This is a genomic window from Streptomyces sp. NPDC107765, assembly GCF_055657085.1.
This window is the reverse complement of record NZ_JBVKBL010000001.1, coordinates 878,493-897,969: the sequence shown is the minus strand read 5'-3', so window position 1 is coordinate 897,969 and position 19,477 is coordinate 878,493. Positions and strand designations below refer to the sequence as shown.

21 protein-coding genes and 1 pseudogene are annotated in these 19,477 nt (G+C 73.1%); 12 read left to right on the top strand and 10 right to left on the bottom strand.

What is annotated here, in order from left to right; translation table 11 throughout:
* Positions 1-29 precede the first annotated feature (29 nt).
* From ACZ7MX_RS04145 to ACZ7MX_RS04125, 5 genes are all read left to right on the top strand, one after another.
* A complete protein-coding gene (locus ACZ7MX_RS04145) occupies positions 30-305 on the top strand; it encodes a hypothetical protein (protein WP_472129113.1) in 276 nt (91 codons plus the stop codon).
* Positions 302-844 (top strand): RNA polymerase sigma factor, encoded by a 543-nt coding sequence (locus ACZ7MX_RS04140; protein WP_472129112.1) that lies wholly within the window; start codon positions 302-304, stop codon positions 842-844. The genes ACZ7MX_RS04145 and ACZ7MX_RS04140 overlap by 4 nt, the downstream gene beginning before the upstream one ends.
* Positions 844-1,515 (top strand): hypothetical protein, encoded by a 672-nt coding sequence (locus tag ACZ7MX_RS04135; RefSeq protein ID WP_472129111.1) that lies wholly within the window; start codon positions 844-846, stop codon positions 1,513-1,515. The genes ACZ7MX_RS04140 and ACZ7MX_RS04135 overlap by 1 nt, the downstream gene beginning before the upstream one ends.
* 213 nt (positions 1,516-1,728) lie before the next feature.
* A complete protein-coding gene (locus ACZ7MX_RS04130) occupies positions 1,729-2,553 on the top strand; it encodes an SDR family oxidoreductase (protein ID WP_472129110.1) in 825 nt (274 codons plus the stop codon).
* A gap of 91 nt (positions 2,554-2,644) precedes the next feature.
* The gene (locus ACZ7MX_RS04125) at positions 2,645-3,148 is read left to right on the top strand and encodes a metallophosphoesterase family protein (protein ID WP_472129108.1); all 504 of its coding nucleotides are present in this window, start codon (positions 2,645-2,647) and stop codon (positions 3,146-3,148) included.
* Positions 3,149-3,167: 19 nt separating this feature from the next.
* Here the strand turns inward: ACZ7MX_RS04125 and ACZ7MX_RS04120 are convergent, their stop codons facing one another.
* A complete protein-coding gene (locus ACZ7MX_RS04120) occupies positions 3,168-3,677 on the bottom strand; it encodes a mycothiol transferase (RefSeq protein WP_472129106.1) in 510 nt (169 codons plus the stop codon).
* Positions 3,678-3,868: 191 nt separating this feature from the next.
* Here ACZ7MX_RS04120 and ACZ7MX_RS04115 point away from each other — a divergent pair, with 191 nt between their 5' ends.
* Positions 3,869-4,618 carry a L,D-transpeptidase family protein gene (locus ACZ7MX_RS04115; protein WP_472129104.1) on the top strand — a complete coding sequence of 250 codons (750 nt, stop codon included), beginning with the start codon at positions 3,869-3,871 and terminating at the stop codon, positions 4,616-4,618.
* 87 nt (positions 4,619-4,705) lie between these two features.
* On the opposite strand, the gene ACZ7MX_RS04110 is transcribed toward ACZ7MX_RS04115, so the two are convergent.
* The 3 genes from ACZ7MX_RS04110 to ACZ7MX_RS04100 form a co-directional block, all read right to left on the bottom strand.
* Complete coding sequence (locus ACZ7MX_RS04110; RefSeq protein WP_472129102.1) at positions 4,706-5,212, bottom strand: hypothetical protein; 507 nt, start codon at positions 5,210-5,212, stop codon at positions 4,706-4,708.
* A 138-nt stretch (positions 5,213-5,350) separates the two neighbouring features.
* Complete coding sequence (locus ACZ7MX_RS04105; RefSeq protein ID WP_472129100.1) at positions 5,351-7,471, bottom strand: trehalose-6-phosphate synthase; 2,121 nt, start codon at positions 7,469-7,471, stop codon at positions 5,351-5,353.
* A gap of 422 nt (positions 7,472-7,893) precedes the next feature.
* On the bottom strand, positions 7,894-8,769 hold the full coding sequence (locus tag ACZ7MX_RS04100) for an AraC family transcriptional regulator (protein ID WP_472129098.1): 876 nt from the start codon (positions 8,767-8,769) through the stop codon (positions 7,894-7,896).
* 98 nt (positions 8,770-8,867) lie between these two features.
* On the opposite strand from ACZ7MX_RS04100, the gene ACZ7MX_RS04095 reads away from it, so the two are divergent.
* Entirely contained in the window at positions 8,868-9,239 is a 372-nt protein-coding gene (locus ACZ7MX_RS04095) for a cupin domain-containing protein (RefSeq protein WP_472129097.1), read from the top strand.
* Positions 9,240-9,309: 70 nt separating this feature from the next.
* On the opposite strand, the gene ACZ7MX_RS04090 is transcribed toward ACZ7MX_RS04095, so the two are convergent.
* The gene (locus ACZ7MX_RS04090; RefSeq protein ID WP_472129095.1) at positions 9,310-10,011 is read right to left on the bottom strand and encodes a hypothetical protein; all 702 of its coding nucleotides are present in this window, start codon (positions 10,009-10,011) and stop codon (positions 9,310-9,312) included.
* Positions 10,012-10,134: 123 nt separating this feature from the next.
* On the bottom strand, positions 10,135-10,782 hold the full coding sequence (locus ACZ7MX_RS04085) for a TetR/AcrR family transcriptional regulator (protein WP_472129094.1): 648 nt from the start codon (positions 10,780-10,782) through the stop codon (positions 10,135-10,137).
* A gap of 64 nt (positions 10,783-10,846) precedes the next feature.
* On the opposite strand from ACZ7MX_RS04085, the gene ACZ7MX_RS04080 reads away from it, so the two are divergent.
* Entirely contained in the window at positions 10,847-11,626 is a 780-nt protein-coding gene (locus tag ACZ7MX_RS04080; protein ID WP_472129092.1) for an alpha/beta fold hydrolase, read from the top strand.
* Positions 11,623-12,096, top strand: coding sequence for an SRPBCC family protein (locus ACZ7MX_RS04075; protein ID WP_472129091.1), 474 nt, complete (start codon positions 11,623-11,625; stop codon positions 12,094-12,096). Before ACZ7MX_RS04080 ends, ACZ7MX_RS04075 begins: the two co-directional genes overlap by 4 nt.
* Before the next feature lie 90 nt (positions 12,097-12,186).
* On the opposite strand, the gene ACZ7MX_RS04070 is transcribed toward ACZ7MX_RS04075, so the two are convergent.
* Positions 12,187-12,924 (bottom strand): class I SAM-dependent methyltransferase, encoded by a 738-nt coding sequence (locus ACZ7MX_RS04070; protein ID WP_472129089.1) that lies wholly within the window; start codon positions 12,922-12,924, stop codon positions 12,187-12,189.
* A gap of 51 nt (positions 12,925-12,975) precedes the next feature.
* The gene (locus ACZ7MX_RS04065) at positions 12,976-13,524 is read right to left on the bottom strand and encodes a DoxX family protein (RefSeq protein ID WP_472129088.1); all 549 of its coding nucleotides are present in this window, start codon (positions 13,522-13,524) and stop codon (positions 12,976-12,978) included.
* 461 nt (positions 13,525-13,985) lie between these two features.
* Here ACZ7MX_RS04065 and ACZ7MX_RS04060 point away from each other — a divergent pair, with 461 nt between their 5' ends.
* On the top strand, positions 13,986-14,723 hold the full coding sequence (locus ACZ7MX_RS04060) for a ribonuclease H family protein (RefSeq protein WP_472129087.1): 738 nt from the start codon (positions 13,986-13,988) through the stop codon (positions 14,721-14,723).
* Here the strand turns inward: ACZ7MX_RS04060 and yczE are convergent.
* Positions 14,713-15,414, bottom strand: a pseudogene (yczE, locus tag ACZ7MX_RS04055) (membrane protein YczE); the annotation flags it as partial. The gene ACZ7MX_RS04060 and the pseudogene yczE overlap by 11 nt on opposite strands.
* Positions 15,415-15,569: 155 nt before the next feature.
* On the opposite strand from yczE, the gene yczR reads away from it, so the two are divergent.
* Positions 15,570-17,057 (top strand): MocR-like transcription factor YczR, encoded by a 1,488-nt coding sequence (gene yczR / locus ACZ7MX_RS04050; RefSeq protein ID WP_472129086.1) that lies wholly within the window; start codon positions 15,570-15,572, stop codon positions 17,055-17,057.
* On the opposite strand, the gene ACZ7MX_RS04045 is transcribed toward yczR, so the two are convergent.
* A complete protein-coding gene (locus ACZ7MX_RS04045; RefSeq protein ID WP_472129085.1) occupies positions 17,014-17,814 on the bottom strand; it encodes an alpha/beta fold hydrolase in 801 nt (266 codons plus the stop codon). The two genes, yczR and ACZ7MX_RS04045, sit on opposite strands and share 44 nt — an antisense overlap.
* Positions 17,815-18,053: 239 nt before the next feature.
* On the opposite strand from ACZ7MX_RS04045, the gene ACZ7MX_RS04040 reads away from it, so the two are divergent.
* Positions 18,054-19,448, top strand: coding sequence for a tetratricopeptide repeat protein (locus tag ACZ7MX_RS04040; protein ID WP_472129084.1), 1,395 nt, complete (start codon positions 18,054-18,056; stop codon positions 19,446-19,448).
* The last annotated feature ends 29 nt before the right edge of the window (positions 19,449-19,477 follow it).

Sequence of the window (19,477 nt, the reverse complement as noted above, 5' to 3'; positions counted from 1 at the left end):
GGGCTGCACCTCACAAGAAGGGAGGGCTCGTGGAGCACTTGCGGCACGAATGGCCCTGGTACGCGCTGGCACTGGTCGGCGCCTACCGGTTGACCGCCACAGGACTCGACGCCCTTGTCCGCCACGTGGTCCGCGCCGCCTCGCAGGTCCGCGCGGAGCACCCGTACGCCCCCGCCCGTCCGTACGCCGGACCGGCCCCGCGCGGCCCCCTCGGCCCGTACCGCCCGCGCCCCGGCGCGTTCCCGGACGTCATCCCGCCGCCGCTGCGGCCCCCGGCCGGCCCCCGCTGTGAGGAGAGCCGGTGAACGAGCACTCTCCCCTGGCCAGCCCCACCGATCTGCCACTGGACTTCGAGGTCTTCTTCCAGCGCGAGCAGAAGGCCCTCCTCGCCGTCGCCGCGTCCCGGCTCAGGGACCGCCGGGACGCCGAGGAAGCCACGCTGGAAGCCGGCCGCCGCATGTACGTCAAATGGGAACGCATCCTCGCCCACGTCAACCCCAAGGCCATGACCTACACAATCCTGCACGGCGTGATCTCCGACTTCTACCGCCGCGAGATCCGCAACAGCCGGGTCCAGCCCTACGCCGACCCGCCGGACACCGCCTACCTCCAGGAGCTGCGCAGTTGCGAACCGCTCGACCTCGCCCTGGACGAACTGGAGGCCACCGCACCGCTGCAGGCCAACTCCGTGCGCCTGCGCCACCTCGCGGGCCTCTCCTACGAGCAGATCGCCGAGCGGCTCCACACCACCCCGGGCGCCGCCAAGGTCAGCACCAGCATCGGCCTGCAACGGCTCAAAGAGCTCATGACGAACGGTTCCTGCGGGACCGGAGAGGACGCGTGATGCCCGACGACCCGCTCGTGGACCTGCTGCGCCGGCAGGCCGAAGCCATCGGCCGGGAGTTCGCCGACCACGACCCGGTGGCCTTCACCCAGCGGCTGGCCGCCCGCATCGCCGACGGCACCGGCCGGGAACCCGACCCGGTCACCCGCGGACCGGTCGGCGGCATCCGCCCCACCCCCGTACGCCCGGCCGCCGCCCGCGGGCGCCGGCGCCGCCGACCCACCCCCCTCCTCGACCCGGACGTCCCTCCCGCGGCCGTTCTCGCCGAGGCCCGGCGGCTGTGCCACGTCGTGCTCCGCTCCAAGGACATCGACACCCTGGGCGCCTTCGCGGCCGACTACGACGCGGCCGGCGCACGCACCTTCGCCTGCCTCCTCTACACGCTCGACAAGTGGGACAGCGCCCTGTACTGGTGGCGGTTCGCGGCCGGCGCGGGTGACGAGCTCGCCGCCCACCTGCTGGCCGTGCACCACGCCGCGGTCGGCCGCAGCACCGACGCCCGGCTCTGGCGCGCCGTCGCCCGCATGATGGGCTTCGCCGCCGAACGGCACCTCCCGCTCCCGGTCCGCGGCACGACCGAACTCGCCCTGGGCTTCGCCCGCACCTGGGACCGCACCCTGCAGTCCTTCCTCCAGCACAACCACCTCCCGCGCGAACTCGCCGCCCACTGACCCCGCCGGACCCACCGCCCGGCAGGCACGCCATGCCTGCCGGGCCTCACCCATGGAGCGCAAAGATCGTTCACCACCGAGCTCCCCGGGTGATTCCGCCCCGAAGAGGGGTACGGGCAGGACGGGACCGGCACGGCTCGCCGCGCGCGTGACCGAGGCTGCGCGGGCGAATGATCAAGGTCCCGGGGCGAGCGACCAGGAGGAGCGGCGGACATGCACACCGAAGAGAGCGACCACGGCAGCGCGGCGGGCGGGTCCGGGACCGCGGCGCCGCCCGGTGGCGCCGGCCGCGCACCGCTGGCCGGCACCGTGGCGCTGGTGACCGGCGCTTCCAGCGGCATCGGCGCGGCCACCGCGCTGGCCCTGGCCCGCGAGGGCGCGTCCGTCGCGCTGGTCGCCCGCCGCCGCGCACGGCTGACGGAACTCACCGCGACCCTCGACGAGCTGCGCGCCCCGTCCCTGGCGGTGGCCGCCGACCTCACCGACCCCGCACTGCCGCAGCGCACCGTCGACGAGACCGTCGCCCGCTTCGGGCGGCTCGACATCCTGGTCAACAACGCGGGCCACGGCGCACGCAACCCCGTCGAGCACAGCGACCCCGAGGACTGGGACCGGATGGTCGACCTCAACCTCCGGGCCGTCCTGCGGATGTCGCACGCCGCGCTCCCGCATCTGCTCCGCGCGGCGGCCGACGCCCCGCGCGGCGTCGCCGACCTGGTGACCGTCAGCTCGGTCGCCGGCCGGGTGCCCCGGAAGGACAACAGCGTCTACTCCGCCACCAAGCACGCGGTGTGCTCCTTCAGCGAAGCGCTGCGGCAGGAGGTGACCGGCCGCGGCGTCCGGGTCGGACTGGTCGAACCGGGCTTGACCAGCACGGAGATGACGCTCGGCGGCCAGGCCGCCGTGGCGCACGGAGTGCCGCAGGAGAGCTGGCTGCGGGCCGAGGACATCGCCCGCTCCCTCACCTTCATGGTCACCCAGCCGGCCCATGTCGCGATCAACGAGATCACGGTCCGGCCGACCGCCCAGGAACGCTGACCCGCGGCGCACGGGGGAGGGGCGCACACCGGGCCGGGGAGGGGCGCACGCCGACATGCCGGGCGGCCGGGGGAGGGCTACCGTCGGGGCCGTGCGACTGCTGCTCCTCTCCGACACCCATCTGCCCAAGCGCGCCAAGACCCTGCCGCCCCAGCTGCTCGACGAGGTACCGCGCGCCGATGCCGTCCTGCACGCCGGGGACTGGGTCGACACCGCCACCCTGGACCTGCTCCAGGCCCGCGCCCGGCGGCTGATCGGGGTGTACGGCAACAACGACGGCCCCGAACTGCGCGCCCGGCTGCCCGAGGTGGCCCACGCCGACCTGGCGGGCCTGCGGTTCGGCGTGGTGCACGAAACCGGCCCCGCCCAGGGCCGGGAGCGCCGCTGCGCCGCCCGCTTCCCCGACCTCGACGTCCTGGTCTTCGGGCACAGCCACATCCCCTGGGACTCGGTCGCCGACGGCCGGCTGCGCCTGCTCAACCCCGGCTCCCCGGTCGACCGCCGGCGCCAGCCGTACTGCACGTACATGACCGTGGAGATCGCGTCCGGCCGGCTGACCGACGTCGAGCTGCACCGCCTGCCCCGGCGGACCTGAGCCCCGTCGGCGGCGCCCCTCAGTACCCGAGCAGCCCCCGTACGTACGCCGCCTGCCCCGCGTGCTGCAGACCGTCGGCGATCACGCTGACGAGGCGGACGCCCATGGTGACCGGCGGGGTCCAGGACCGGTCGACGACGCGCTTCAGGTCCTTGTCGGCGATGCCGGCGAGATACTGCACCGTGCTGTCGTGGACGGCCTCGTGATAGCCGGTGAGCAGTTCCTCGCCGATGTCCTTCACCGCCGCCACCTCCTTGCGGGAGTGGCCGTAACCGGTGTCATCGGCCGGGAACGGCAGGCCGAAGCGCTCGTACCAGCCGTCCGACGTCCACAGCTGCTCGGTGCCGGCCACCCCGGCCAGGTGATCGTCCTGGATCCTGGTCAGATGCCAGACCAGCCAGCCGATCGAGTTGGCGTCGGCCTCGGGACGGGTGCTGAGTTCGTCCGGACCGAGTCCGGTGACCGCCTCCTCGACGGCCTCCCGGATACGGCCGAAGGCATCGACGAGCAGGTCCGTGCTGGCGGTCATGACAGCCTCCTTGGCGGCGACACGGTTCCCCCGCGGCGCGCCCATCGTCGCAAGCCCGGCGCACGAATCGTGGGAGGCCGGTCCGTCCGCGTCAGCACCGCGGAGGCCACCGGCGGCCGGATCCGGCGTATCCGATATTCCGGGTCGGTCACGGCTGCAACCAGCGAGTGGGGCAAACAGTCCTACCGGGCATGAAAAGACGATTCTCGCTGCGCATACCTCGGCGCATACCGCGGCCGTCCCGAGCCGGACGCCGGGCCGCCGCCGCGCTCGCCCTCACCACGCTGACCGTTCCGCTGACGGTCGCCCTCGGCTCCCCGGCCCGGGCCGCCACCGCGGCCGCCGCCTGCACCGCGTCCCGCGGCCCCTACCAGAAGCAGGCCGAGCGCTTCCTCGGACTGCCCGTGGACGGCCGGCAGTCGGCCGCCGACTGCCGCGCGATCCGGGCCTTCCAGACCAGCCACGGCATCACCCCCAACATCGGTTACGCCGGGCCCGTCACCTGGGGCGTGATGAACCTGGTCGCCCAGCAGCGGGCGGCCGGCCACCACCCCAACAAGGCGCACCACTGCCCGACCACGAAGGGCCGCATCGCCTGCGTCGACCTCACCCGCCAGCTCAGCTGGATCCAGGACGGCTCCCGGCTGGTGTACGGGCCGGTGCCGATCCGCAGCGGCCGGGACGGGTACGAGACCCGCACCGGCGCCAAGAAGATCTACTGGCGCCATCTGCACCACGTCTCGACGCTGTACCACGTGGCCATGCCGTACAGCCAGTTCTTCGACGGCGGCCAGGCCTTCCACTCCATCAGCGGCAGCGTCTGGTCGGCCCCCGGCTCGCACGGCTGCGTCAACATGCGCAGCGGCGACGCCGCGAAGTACTGGTCCCTGCTGCGGACCGGTGACGACGTCCAGGTCTACGGACGCAAGCCCGGCACCTGACGGGCCGGGCGACGCGGTCGGGCGAGGGGCCGGGTGACGGCCGGGGGTGCGGCGCCGCGGAACGGACCGTCGCCCCCGGCCGCTCGCTCAGTCGGTGGCCAGCAGTGTGTAGAGCGCCATCGGCGTCACATAGCCGGACCAGCGGCCGTCCGCGAAGAGGTGCACCCCACCGTCCTGGTAGCACTGGTCGACGAGCTGGGAGCAGATCATGTGCCGGGTGCTGGTGACATAGCGGCGCAGGCCCGGCACGGGCACGTGGAAGCGGTGCGTGGCGATCGCGAGGTAGTCGAGGAAGCTGTAGGGCACGCCGACATAGCGCGTGGCGGCCCGGCAGATGGCCGAGCGCTGCTGTGCGGTGAGCCCTTCCGGGCAGACGTAGAGCACCTCGGCGCCGTCGTACCCGGCGAGCGGCCGGATGCGCGCCCCGCCCGGCTCGGCCTCCAGCAGCCGGTCGTCGGGCAGGACCAGGAAGGCGTGTTCGTAGTCGGCGAAGCCGTCGCCGTTGATCCACTGGCCGAAGCGGATCAGCCGGCCGGTGGCGCCGTCGATGCGGGTGAGCCCGATGTCGCCGGGCTGGGGGTGGGTGTGCTTCATGAGCGGCTCCCGGGAGCGCGGAAGGGTGAGGCGCGGAGGGGGAGAAGGAGAGAAAGGGGGAGGTGCGGAGAAGTGGTGCGGAGAGGTGATACCCGCTGTACGCGCCTGTGCACCCTGGGTGAGGGGACGGAAATTCGCTCAGTGCCGCCGGTCCGCCGCCGCTTCCCCGATGGCCGTGAGGATGTCGCGGGCCCAGCGGGCGGGCGGCGGATCGTCGAGCAGTGCCGCCAGGCGGCCGAGGTGGGCGGTGCGTTCGCCGGGTGTCATGGTCAGCGACCGGTACAGCGTGTCGACGAGGTCCTGCGGTGAGCGCGGGTCGGTGAGCAGTGCCGCGGTGCCCAGTTGGGCGGCCGCGCCGGTGTGCCGGGAGAGGATGAGGACCCCGGGGCGACCGGTCGCGGCGTGGCTGGCGATGAACTCCTTCGCGGTGAGGTTCATCCCGTCCTGGAGAGAGGTCACCCAGAACACCTCGGCCGCGAGGTACTGGTCGACCACCTCGGCGAACGGCAGGGCCCGCGGCAGATAGTCGATCGGCCGCCAACTGCCGCTGCCCCAGCGGTCGTTGACCTCATCGATGGTGTGCTCCAGAGCCGCCCGGGTGGTGTCGTGGATCCGGATCCCCGGCTCCGGCGGCGGGCACACCAGCCGGAACACCAACCCGCCGCGCAGCGACGGTCGTCGGGCAAGCAGTGCGTCGATCGCCCGGACCTTCTCCAGGGGTGCCTTGGCATAGTCGAGCCGTTCCACCGACAGGACCAGGAGCGGCCCGCCGCGGGCCGTACCGGCGCGGACGCTGCGCGCGCGGGCCAGCTCTTCGACGGCCCGGCGGTCGATGCCCAGCGGATGCACGCCCGTACGGGGCATCGGCGCGGCGCCGGCCAGCACCTGCCGGAAGTGGCCGGCGAACGCCTCGGTGTGGAACCCGGCCCAGTCCAGGCAGGCGAGGGAGTCGCGCAGCCGGCCCGCGGTCGGCAGCCGGCCGAAGGCGTCCGCCGGGGGAAAGGGCGTGTGGTGGAACAGCCCCAGCCGCAGATCCGGGCGCGCGGCGCGCAGCATGCCGGGCACCAGCCACAGGTTGTAGTCGTGCAGCCAGACCGTGGCGTCGCGGGCCGCATGGGCGCTGAGGTGGTCGGCGAAGCGGGCGTTGAACCGTTCGTAGTGACACCAGGCCGCAGCGCTGTACCGCATCCGGCCGGGCTGCGACATCAGCACCGGCCACAGCGTCTCCTTGCAGGCGCGGTGGAAGTACTGCGTCCACTGCACGCCGTTCACCGGCAGGAACGCCAGCGGAAGCCCGGTGCGGTGCGGACGTCCGGGCTCCGCAGCGGCATGCGGTGCGGTGCCGTCCTCGACCAGCGCGGTGGCCCACACCCCATCCGGCCCGTCGGCGCCGAACAGGCCCTGGAGGGTGGGTAGTACGCCGTTGGGGCTCACCGGACGCCGCCACCGCCCGTCGGCCCAGCGCACCGGCGGGCGGTGGTACCCCACCACCACGGCGTGCGTGCGCTCGACCCAGCCCAGACCCTCCAGGGCGGCGAGGATGCCGGCCGCACCGGCCCGGTCCGGCCGGAACACCTCGGCGCGGTCCGCGATCCGCTTCCGCAGGGCCGGCTCCGCCCCGCTCATCAGGACGCCGTGGGTGCCGAGTTCGAACAGCGACAGGTCGTTCAGCGAGTCGCCCGCCACCAGCACCGACCGCAGGGACCACTGGAGCTTGCGGGCGAGCAGGGCGAGCGCCCGGCCCTTGCTCGCCGGGGCGGGCAGCACGTCGAAGTAGCGCCCCGCCGAGTACGTCCATCCGCAGCCCAACTCCCTTACGGCGGCGGTGATGTCGTCGGTGAGCCGCCCGGGGCGCAGGAAGAACGAGCAGCGGCCCTCCTGGACCACCCCCTCCTGGTACTCCAGTTCCGGGAACCGCGCCATCCGCTCACGCACCCGCCGGTGTCCAGGCCAGCCTTCGCGCAACTGGTTCTGCACCACGTCGACGCGGCTCCGGTCCGATCCGTCGATCACGCTCGCCCCGACGTCGGCGATGATCCACCGGGGCCGGGGGACCAGCGGGTCCCGGTCCAGGATCCGCTCGACGGACGCGAGCGAACGGCCGGTGGCGAACACCACGGTCACCTCGGGGTGCCGGTCCAGCGCCGCCCGCAACCGCCGGCGGTCCGCGCGGTCACCGCCGAGCAGGGTGCCGTCCAGGTCGGTGACGAGCACCTTCGGCGCGGGGGCGGGCCGCTCGTCCGGTCGCAGCGATGTCATGGTGCCCCCGTTGTCCTCTGAGCCGTGGGTGGTGGAACGGGAAGACGCTCAGCCGTGGTGCGTGACCCCAGGCGACACCGGCGGCCGGCACCTTCCGGCTGAGCGGGTCGGTACCGAAGTCCGTCGCCCGCACTTCCTTCCCGTACGCGACGGGTTCCGCCGGCTCCCGGAACACCGGAGCCACCGAGTAGGACCCGGCCACCTGCACCCGGCCGGCCACCGCGCCACGCCCATGCGTCATGGCGGGACTGTAGGCAGCCACGCGGTGCAACAAACCTGTTACGAAGGCGAATTGGCCGAAATGGTGGTCTTTCCCGGCCGGTGCGGCCCGAAGTGAGGTCTTGGGAAACGGCCTGGGATCGTGCCCCCGCCGGTGCGCGGGCGGTGAGACTCCCCCTTCGTCCGCGACGTCGAGGCCACCACTACGGGCGCATGACCTGCTGCCGTCCGCGGGCCGCCCCCGCGGCGAACCGTGCCGGTGTCGTGCCCATGTGACGGGTGAAGTGCCGGTTCAGATGCGCCTGGTCGTGGAACCCGACCGCCGCCGCGACCGCGGCCGGCCGCCGGCCGTCGAGCAGCAGCCGGCGCGCCCACTCGATCCGTTTTCCGGTCAGATAGGTGTGCGGCGGTATCCCGTAGGTCTGTTTGAAGCAGCGGATCAGATGCGTCGGGTGGGCGTGCAGGGTGGCGGCGGCCTCCTGGAGCGACAGGCCGGCGCTGACGCGGGCGTCGAGCAGCTCCCGCAACTCGGCGGCCAGCCGGCTGCCCTCGCGGCCGGGCGTGCGCGGCCGCCAGGTGGCGAGGTGCCCGTGCAGCCGCTCCCGTATGAACGCCAGCCGGGATTCGGCCTCGAACGTGTCGCCGGTGGCGCCGAGGGCCGTGTGCAGCTGGTGGATGCGCCCGCGCAGCAGGGCGTCGTCGAGCAGGGGGCGGTCCACCGCGCGGCCGGTCAGCCGCTCGGGCAGCACGGACGTGTCGAGGTAGAGCACCCGCTTGCGGAAGCCGCCCGCGGTGACCGTCCGGCCGTCGTGGGGGACACCGGGCGGCAGCAGGACGACCGTCCCCGTGCCGGTCGCGCCATGACGGTCGCGGTCGAGCGCGAAGTCGACCGTTCCGTCGTCGAGGATCATCAGGTCCCAGGTGTCATGGGTGTGCGCCGGGTAGGCGTGGTCGGTGAAGTGCGCATGCAGGACTTCGGAGATGCCCGGCACGGAGGGCCGCCAGGCCGTCACCGATGTACGGGGCGGGAGGACCGGCGTACGGGGCCGGGAGGCGGTCGGGGGCCGGTCTGCAGTCATGCCAGGAACGTACAAGACCGGTGAGCGGGGTGTCCGGGAGGCTGTCACCAGCCCGGATGCGAACGGTCCGGGCCGACGTACGGTAAGGAAGGACCGGTATGCCCCAGGCTCCCGTCGCGATCAATCTCGCGGACAAACTCGCGCAGTTCTCCGACCTGTGGTCGCAGAAGAAGGTGGCCGACCTCAATGACTACGAGGTCAAACTCGCCAAGCTGAAGGGGGAGTTCGTCTGGCACACCCATGAGGACACCGACGAGCTGTTCCTGGTGATCAGTGGCCGGCTCACCATCCAGCTGCGGGACGGCGATGTGGTCCTCGGCCCCGGCGAGTTGTTCGTCGTGCCCCGCGGTGTCGAGCACTGCCCGGTGGCGGACGAGGAGACCGCGGTCCTGCTGCTCGAACCGGCCGGCACGCTCAACACCGGTGACGCCGGAGGCCCGAGGACGAAGGCGGCCGAGGTCCTGGAGTAGGGGAGCCGCCGGCCGCCTCGGGTCGATGTGCCGCCTCCCGTCGTCCGGGAGGCGGCACCCGGTGCAGGCGTCAGTGCTGCACCACGAACGCCCGTCCGTGCTTGCTGCCGCCCGCGCAGGACGACTTCTCGGCGGCCGTCATCTTGCGGGTCTTGACCGTCACCGCGTTGCTCTGCCCGTCCGTCCCGTTGGTCGCGGGACCGGTGACGGTGTCCGGCACGAACCAGTAGTAGTGGCCCCACTTCGGGCTGTCGTAGTGCGTCTGCCAGGTGCCGGAGACCGTCTGCATGACCTGCGCGCGGGAGATCCAGCCGACCTCACCGGGCTTGACGGTCATGGTGAGGGAGCTGTTCTCGGTGTGCGAGCTGGACCAGGTGTGGCTGTACGTCGCGGTGACGCTCAGGTCGATCAGGCCGGCGATCTTGCCGCCGGCGGTCACCGAGGCGCCCGCGGAGTCCGTCGAACCCACCGTGTCCGACCAGCCCATCGACTGGGTGGCGTCCGACGTGCTGCAGTTGTAGAGCGAGTCGGAGACCTGGTGGAAGTCCCCGAGGTACGCCTTGCCGAGCACCGGCTCGTTGAAGCTGCACTTGCCCTCGCCGGAGGCGCAGTCCGCCATGAGCTGCTCACGCGTCGGATCGTCCGCCGCGACGGCCGGTGCGGCCATCGCGGTCACCAGTCCCAGCGCCACCGCGGACAGCACCGCTCCTCGGCCCGCCGACCGTATGCCGCCCCTCGTCCACCGGCTCGTCCCCCGGGTCATCGTGGTCATCGTGCGCCCGCTCCTCGTGTCTCTTCCCCCGTGTCCATCGCTGTTGCATTTGAGACTGGAGTGAAAAGTGATTCAACTACACCAAGAATTCGTAAAGTTGTAGTTGATGAGGCAACAGAGCGTTTACATGCGCTCCGAAGTGCCTGCGCCGTTGAGGACGGTGTGGACGGTGCGGGCCACGAACTCCTGGTCCAGCGGGAGTTGACGTAGCGTCAGGCGGAACCAGGCGGCGCCGGCCAGTAGATCCACCAGCAGTGTGGGGTCGGCGTCCGCCGCGAGTTCGCCGCGGGCGACGGCACGGTCGAAGACCGGCAGCTCACGGGCGAGCCGGTCGGCGAAGAACTCCCTTATGTGGCCCGCGAGTTCGGGGCTGTGGGTCACGGCGCCCAGCGTCGCCACCGCGACATCGCAGGACGGCGGGGCGGTCAGAAGGGTGACGATCGCCCCCAGCAGGGCCTCCAGATCACCCTGGAGGCTCCCTGTGTCAGGCAGGTCGAAGTCGAGCCGTCGCGCCCCGATGAGCGCGGCCCCCAGGAGGGCCCCCTTGGACGGCCACCAGCGGTAGATCGTGGTCTTGTTGACGCCGGACCGCTGGGCGACGCCCTCGATGGTCAGCCCCTCGTAACCGTGGGCCGCGAGCAGATCCAGCGTCGCTTCGAAGATCTCCTGCGCCTTCCGTGGCCCCCCGGTCCGCCTCCCGCCGGGATGTCCGCTTGGCTCACCCCGTCCGGTCCGCCGCTCCTGTCCGCCCTGCTGCCCACTTCCGTCCATGGAGGAAGTCTAACGGCAAAGAACAACGCAACGTTGCGTTGCATTTCCTGTTAGCGTGCCGGGCATGACACCACCACCCTCAGACGCCGGGCTGCCTCTCGTCTTCGTCCACGGCATGCGCGTGAGCGGCACGATGTGGCACCCCGTGATCCACGCCCTCGGCACCCGCCATCCCGCGGTCGCGCCCGACCTGCCGGGCCACGGCTCCCGGCGCGGCGAACCGTTCACCCTGCCCGCCGCCGTCGCGGCGGTCACCGACGCCATCGACGAGGCCGGCGGCCGGGCGATGCTCATCGGCCTGTCCCTGGGCGGCTACGTCGCGACGGCCACCGCTGCCCGCCATCCGGAACGCGTCGGCGGACTGATGGCGATGGGCTGCACCGCCGTACCCCGCGGCGTGCTCCGCACCGCCTACCGCCAGGCGGCGCGCCTCGGCGGCAGGCACCCCGAGGCGGCCAACCGGCTGAGCGCCTACGCCTTCCGTCGTGCGCTGCCCGCCCCGCTGGCCGAGGCCATGGTCGCCGGCGGTCTGAGCAGCGAGCTGATGCCGAGCGTCATCGAGACCGTCTGCGCAATGGACCCGGTGTCCCTGCTCGCGGCCTACCCGGGCCCGGTCTGGCTGGTGAACGGCGCCCGCGATCAGCTCCGCCGCGACGAGCGCCGCTTCCTGGCCGCATGCCGGGACGGCCGCCTCGTCGTCCGGCCCCGCTGCGGACACCTCTCCGTCCTGTCCGACACGGCCGCCGTCACGCGCCAGATCCTCGACGCCGCCACGGTCGTGGCCGCCCGCACCCACGCCCCCGCCACCGCGGACGGCACGATGCAGGAAGGAGCCGGACGATGACCGCACGTGAATGGACCGTCGAGGAATCCCTGGAGTGCGCCGCCCCGCCGCACGTCCTCCACCGGGCCGTATCGGACCTCCGGCGGATGAAGGAGTGGAGTCCGGAGGTCATCGGGGTGTGGCGGCGCGGTGACCGGTTCGTGGGATTCAACCGCCGGGCCGGCTGGGTGTGGTTCACCCACTGCCGGATCGTCGTCGACGAGCCCGGCCGGGAGTTCGCCTTCGACGTCGCCACCTTCGGCCTGCCGGTGGCCCGTTGGGGCTACCGCTTCGCCCCGGCGGCGGACGGCAGCGGAACCCGGGTCACCGAGTACTGGATCGACCACCGGCGCGGTGGCTGGCGCGCCCGGATCGCCGAAACGCTCGGGCTGCTCTTCACCGGCACCCCGGCCGGGCGGCGCGCCACACGCAACCGCGCCGGTATGCGGGCGACCCTGCGACGACTGTGCGCGGCCTGCGAAGTCCCTTGATGCTGCGCACCTTCGAGGGCTGCGCAGCCGGGGCCGGCGGGGCTGCGCGCGCACGCGGACCACGCACGCGGCCGGCACCGCGTGCGGGCCTCATTCCGCCCGGGTGGAGGTGGCCACCACGAGCCGGCAGCGGGGGCTGCCGTCCGGGCGCCGGCCGAGCTCCGGCAGGGCGTGCAACCGCACAGTGAAGCCGGCGCGGGTCAGCTCCGCATGGACGTCACTCAGCCGGAACGGCCGGTAGTACATGACGAACGGCGGGTGCCACAGCGCGTTGCGGACCCGCATCGCCGCGTCGAAGGCCGCCAGCATCCAGTACGCCGCCGACCCGGGCCGGGACGGCGCCGCGATCGGGAACGCGAACCGGCCGCCCGGCCGCAACACGGAGTGGACCTGCGCGAACAGCCCGGGCCGCTCCCTCGGCAGGAAGTGCCCGAACGCCCCGAAGCTCACCACGAGGTCGAAGACCGGGCCGAACGGCAGGGCCCGCGCATCCGCGCGTACCCACTCCGACCGTGGCGGCCGGGCGGTCACCGTCTCGCGGGCACGGCCCACCGCGAGCATCCCCGCACTGAGGTCGACCCCGGTCACCCGCTCCCGGCACACCTGCCGCAGCACGTCCATGCCCGCGCCCGTACCGCAGCACAGATCGAGGCCGCTCCCGAACGGACCGAGCTCGCGCAGCGCTCGCGACACCGGAGCCAGCACCGACTCCGGCGTCCGGAACGGCGTGTGGTCGAACTTCGGCGCCAGCAGGTCATAGCCGTGCTCGACGGACGACAGCGCCTGCACGGCGAGTTCACGGAACGTGGGACCTTCGGGTGCGAACATCCGCCTCAGCATAGGTCGGTCCACGGCCGAAAGGGGGCGGGCCGGCCGGCGTCACAGCGCCAGGAGCTGGATGAGTGCGGCGCCGAGTCCCCCCGCCCCCAGGGCGAAGGCGGCACAGCCCAGACCACCGTCCCGCCACCGGAACGGTCTGTCGAGCGCGAAGCGGCCCGGGCCGATCGCCGCGATCGCGAGTGCCACGGCGGCGAGGCAGAGCGGGTACTCGATGCCGCCGCCGGTCGACCACAGCCCCTTGGGTACGCCGAGGATCATCGCGTTGATCATCACGCCGATGACGGCGGCCGCGGCGAGCGGCGTGAACAGACCGGCCGCGAGTCCGAGGCCGCCGAGGAATTCGGAGGCTCCGGCCAGACCCGCGTAGAACCTGCCTGGATGGAAGCCGAGTCCGGCGAACGCCTTGCCGGTTCCGCCGAGCCCGTAGCCGCCGAACAAGCCGAAGAGTTTCTGGGCGCCGTGGCCGGCCATGAGCAGGCCGACGGACAGGCGCAGGAGGAGCAGACCGAGGTCCGCGCCGAGCGGGGGAGAGCGAAGGGTGTCCGAGCGGGCCTGTACGTCCGGCCGTCGCTCAGCGAGCAGTCTCATGATGGTGTCGATTCCGGCACCGGCGCGTCGGGTGCCGCGGTGTCGAACACCGGCGCCGGTGCGCTCACAGTGGGGGAACGTCGAGGTGGTGGAGCAACGTCGGCCTCTGCCGACCTGTCGGGTGCTGTGTCGGGAGGGGTCGGCCGGAGCGGGTTCGGGCCGGGCCCTCTACGGCCGATGGTGCTACGCCCGGCAGCCCCTGCCTAGAGGCTCAGGAAAATTTCCTTTCTTCTTCAAGGGGGCGGCCCCGCCCCGGCAGCCCGGCCCCGGAATCGATGCCCAGCCGTTCGTCGAGCCGGTCGAAGACGCCAGCTGCGGCCGCCAGCTCGCCACCACCTCGACGACCCCGGGGTCGGCGACCGCGGCGGTGATGGGGGCGGCCACCGCACCGCGCCCGGCGCCGCCCGCGCGTAGCGATCACCGCACCCTGTGCGACTTCGCCCCGAGGCCCCTGGCCTGGCATGATCGCGGGCATGGCTGAACGCGTGATTGCCGCATGTGACGGCGCCTCCAAAGGAAACCCCGGGCCCGCCGGCTGGGCCTGGGTGCTCGCCGATGCCGGCGAAGCCGTGGTCCGCTGGGAGGCCGGTCCGCTGGGCACCGCCACCAACAACGTGGCGGAGCTCACGGCACTGGAACGCCTGCTCACGGCCACCGACCCGGCCGTGCCGATGGAGATCCGGATGGACTCCCAGTACGCGATGAAGGCCGTCACCACCTGGCTGCCCGGCTGGAAGCGCAAGGGCTGGAAGACCGCCGCCGGCAAGCCCGTCGCCAACCAGGAACTCGTCGTCCGCATCGACGAACTGCTCGCCGGCCGCACGGTGGAATTCCGCTATGTGCCCGCGCACCAGGTGGACGGCGACCGGCTCAACGACTTCGCCGACCGCGCCGCCAGCCAGGCCGCGACCGTCCAGGAAGCCGCCGGCAGCGCCCTCGGGTCGCCGGAGCCCCCGGCCGCGCCGGACACCGCCCGGCCGGCCGGCACCCGCCGCCGCGCCACCACCGGGCCCACCGCGAAAACGGCCTCCTCGCCGCGCCGCCGCACGTCCGGGAACGCCGGGCGCACACTCAACGCGAAGTTCCCGGGCCGCTGCCGCTGCGGACGCTCGTACGCGGCCGGCGAACCCATCGCGAAGAACCCGGACGGCTGGGGCCACCCGGACTGCCGCGACGGTGTCGGAGCGGCCGCGGACTGACCCGGCCGCCTTCGCCGGGGCTCCGGTGGACGAACCAGGGCAGGAAGAACTGCGTCGCCGGGCCGACCGCGAGCGCGTACAGCACGGTCCCGGCACCGACGCTGCCGCCGAGCAGCCCGCCCACGACCAGCACACCGATCTCGATCAGCGTCCGGACCAGCCGGAGCGAACGCCCGGTGGCGGCGGACGCGCCGGTCATCAGCCCGTCCCGGGGGCCCGGGCCGCACCGCGCGCCGACGTAGACGGCGATGGCGAACGCGTTGAGGAGGACGCCGCCGGCGAGCAGGCCGATCCGGGCGGGGAGCCCGAGGTGCTGGGGGAGGAGCCGGAGCCCGAGGTCGGACGAGCCCGCCACCACCACGAGGTTGGCGAAGGTGCCGAACGTGGGCCGCTGCCGCAGGGGGATCCACAGGAGCAGGACGAGTGCCCCCACAAGGCCGGTGAGGGTGCCGAAGCTCAGGCCGGTGCGCTCCGCCAGCCCCTCGTTCAGCACGCTCCACGGACTGAGGCCGAGCCCGGCCCGCACCATGAGCGAGAGGCTGGCTCCGTAGAGGGTGAGGCCAGCGAACAGCTGGGGCAGCCGCCGCAACGGGCGCTCGGCGAGGGGGAGCGGGGTGAGCGGGGGAGGGGCGGGAACCGTGGCCCTTCGAGGGCGACCATCCCGGTCCGTAGTGCTGATGTCCTGCCGCATGGGCGTGCTTGCCTCCTGCCGTGCCGTACGTCTGTCTCCCCGTACGGCGTCATCCGTCGTCGTCCCACGTGCTTGCCAGGCCCGCTCTCCAGGCCAATGCGGCCACTTTGTAGAGTGATTGGCCCGGATGACACGGCCAATCGCAGGAGAATGGTGTGGTGGACGCAGCTCCGTCCCGGCCCGCGGGCCGGGCGCCCCGTCCGGGCCGGACGGTGGGGGCCCGGCAGCTCGCCGCGTTGCTGCCCGATCCGGCGGGCACCCGGCCCGCCTACCGCCATCTCGCCCAGGCCCTCAGCACGTTGATCCTCGACGGCCGCCTCGCGCTGCACACCAAGCTCCCCGCCGAACGGGAACTGGCCGTCGCACTCGGCACGAGCCGGACCACCATCACCGCCGTGTACGACCTGCTGCGCGAGAGCGGCTACGCGCACAGCCGACAGGGCTCCGGCACCTGGACGGACCTGCCCGAGGGCGGTACCCCGCGCGGCATCTCACGGCTCATCGGTCCGCAGGACACCGCCATCGACCTGGCCCGAGCCGCCCCGGGCCTGCCGGAACGGACGCTCGTCGACGCCCTCACCCGGGTCGCCCCGCAACTGGCCGAGCACGCCCCCACCCCCGGCTACCACCCCTACGGCCTGCCGGACCTGCGCGCCGCCGTCGCCGAGCGCTTCACCCGGCGCGGCCTGCCCACCCTCCCCGAGCAGATCCTGGTGACCTCCGGCGCCCAGCACGCCCTGACCCTCGTCATCGGACTGCTCTGCCGCCCCGGCGACCGGGTCATGGTGGAGAACCCGTCCTACCCGAACGCCCTCGATGCCCTGCGCCGCGCCCAGCTCCGTACCGTGTCGGTCCCGGTGACCGACGAGGGCTGGGACATCGAGATCATCGAGTCCACCCTGCGTCAGGTCGTGCCCCAACTCGCCTATCTGATACCGGACTTCCACAATCCGACCGGCTGTCTCATGCCCGAGGAGGAACGCGTCCGCACCCTGCGCGCGGCCGCGCGGTCCGGCACCTGGCTGGTCGTCGACGAGACCCTGACCGACCTCGCCCTCGACGTCCCCGCGCCGCCGCCGTTCGCCGCGCACGCCACTGCCGCAGGGACCGGGCAGGTCATCACCATCGGCTCGATGAGCAAGACCCACTGGGGCGGTCTGCGCATCGGCTGGCTGCGGGCCCCCGCCCGGCTGGTCACCGAACTCGCCGGTCAGCGCGTCGCCACCGACATGGGCGGCTCCGTCGTGGACCAGCTGCTGGCCCTCACCCTGCTGGCACAGGCCGAGGACCTGCTGCCGCCCCGCCTGGAACAGCTGCGCCGGCAACGCGCCGCCCTCGCCGCGGCGCTGGCCGAGCACCTCCCGCAGTGGAGCTGGCGGCTGCCGCCCGGCGGGCTGTCGCTCTGGGTCGACCTGGGCGAGCCGGTCGCCTCGGCGCTGGCGGAACGGGCGCTTGCGCACGGCGTACGGATCGAGGGCGGTGCCTACTTCGCCACCGACCCGGGCATCTTCGAACAGCGCCTGCGCATTCCCTACACCATGCCGGCGGACACCCTGCGCGAGGCGGTGCGGCGCATGGCCACCGCCCTCGCCGACGACCTCACGGACCGGTCCGCCGCCCGTCGGCCGCACTGGGTGGCGTGAGTGCCGCCGCGGTGGCCCGTACGAAACCCGTCGGGTTGTCGAGCATGATGTTGTGCCCGCAGTCCGGGACGGCCACGACGTGCACCCCCGCCCGGACGAGTTCGTCGGCACCGGGGAGCGGACCGTCGGCCTCCGGCAGCAGGTAGGTGCGCGGGACCGCAAGCTTCAGCAGGAGCTCCCGCATGGTCGGCGAGGTGCCGCGGACGAGGTGGGTGGCACTGCGGTGCAGCGCCTCCCGGCCGGCCAGGCGCATGGTGGACCACCAGTGCGGCCCGGCCCGCTCGCCGGTCTCCGCCCAGCCGCGGGAGAGGAACTCCTCCTCGGAGTACGCGGCGATCCCTCGGCTGCCCCCGGTGCCGGGCGCCGCCGTGAGGGGATCGAGGTTGGCGTCGACGAGCACCAGGCGGGACACCAGCCGCGGATGCCGGGCGGCCAGGACGATGGCCACCGAGCCGCCCATGCTGTGCGCGATCAGCTCGGCACCGGCGACCCCGGCCGACTCCAGGGCGGCGGCCAGGGCATCGGCGTGCGCTTCCAGGGTGTAGTCGAAGTCCGTGGGGCGGTCGCTGATGCCGTGCCCGAGCAGATCGACGAGCAGGGAGCGGCGGCCCGCCAGTTGGGGGTGCACCGCGACCTCGGCGAAGTACGGGAGCGACGCGGCGCCCAGCCCGTGCACATACACCCGGCAGGGCTCGTCCCCCGGCAGTTCCACCCATCGCATCCGGTCGCCCCCGGGCGTCACCACGGCACTGTGCACAACCTGCTCCCCTCGCAGCGTTCCACTTGCCCACGTCGCTCCACGCGGCGTGCCCGGGATGCCCCCGCACGCCCGTGCGCAAGGTCATTCTCTCGCCCCCTTCCCGCACCGGTCCCGGGAGGTCCCCCCTCGCCCCGGTTACGCCGATTCGGCCGGTTACCGCGGAACGGCCCGCTGAATGCGGTCCGCGCCGGGGACGATGGACCTCAGTGACGATGTTCCCGGCACCAGGAGCCCCGATGACCACGGACCGCCACGGGCACGTGATGAGCGACACCAGTTCCGAAGCCCTCGTCCTCTACGAACAGGCGCTGGACGACCTGCTCTTCTTCCGCCCGCGGGTGGTGGACTCGGCCCGGGCCGTGCTCGCCGACTCGCCGCGGTCGGTCATGGGCCAGGCCCTCGCCGCGTACCTGGGGGTGCTCGGCACCGAGGAGAAGGACGCGGCCGAGGCCCGCACCGCCTTCCACGGCTTCCTCGCCGGCCTGGACGAGGAGAAACTGACGCCCCGTGAGCGGATGCACCTCGCCGCCGCGACGGCCTGGCTGGACGGCGATATGCACGGCGCCGGCCACATCCTGGGCGACCTCACCGTGGCCTTCCCCCGCGACGTGCTCGCCCTCGTCGCCGGGCACCAGCACGACTTCCTCACCGGCGACGCCCAGCGCCTGCGCGACCGGGTCGGCGGTGCCCTGGACGCCTGGGACGAGCACGATCCGCACCACGGCCCGCTGCTCGGCATGTACGCCTTCGGCCTGGAGGAGTCCGGCCACTACGAACGCGCGGAGGAGACCGGCCTGGCCGCCCTCGCGCAGCACCCGGACGACGTCTGGGGCATCCACGGCGTGGCGCACACCTACGAGATGCGCGGACGCTTCACCGACGGCATCCGCTTCCTGGACGACCGCACCGGCAACTGGTCCGGTGACACCCTCCTGACCGTCCACAACTGGTGGCACTACGCCCTCTTCACCCTGGAGACCGGCAACACGGCCCGGGTACTGGAGATCTACGACGCGGCCCTGCACCACGACGGGTCCCCGGGCGCGGCGATGCAACTGCTGGACGCCGCGGCCCTGTTGTGGCGGATCCGTCTGGCAGGCGACGACCAGGGCACCCGCTGGGCCCGGCTCGCCGATGCCTGGGAGCGCCGCGCGGACGGTCCGCACTACGCCTTCAACGACGCCCATGCCGTCATGGCCTACGTCGGCGCCGACCGCATCGACCGGGCGGAGCGACTCGTCAAGGACCGGGAGGGCTGGGTGACTTCGGCCCCCGCGGTCTCCAACCGCTGGATGACCGCGGAGATCGGCCTGCCGGTCTGCCGGGCACTGATCGCCCACGGCCGGCACGACCACGCCGCGGCCGTCGAGCACCTGCTGCCCGTCCGCCACCGCCTCAACGACTTCGGCGGCAGCCACGCCCAGCGGGACGCCCTCCAGCGCACCCTCGTCGAGTCCGCCCTCCGCGCGGGCCGTACGGACCTGGCCCGTACGCTGCTCAGCGAACGCAGCAACCTGCGCCCGGTCTGCCCGTACAACTGGTCGGCCAAGGCCCGCCTCGCCGACCTGCTCGGCGACCACGCCGGAGCCACCGCGGCCCGCCGGCGCGCCGCCGACCAGGCCGCGGTGTGAGCCGCAGGGGACGAAGGGGGTAACGGGTC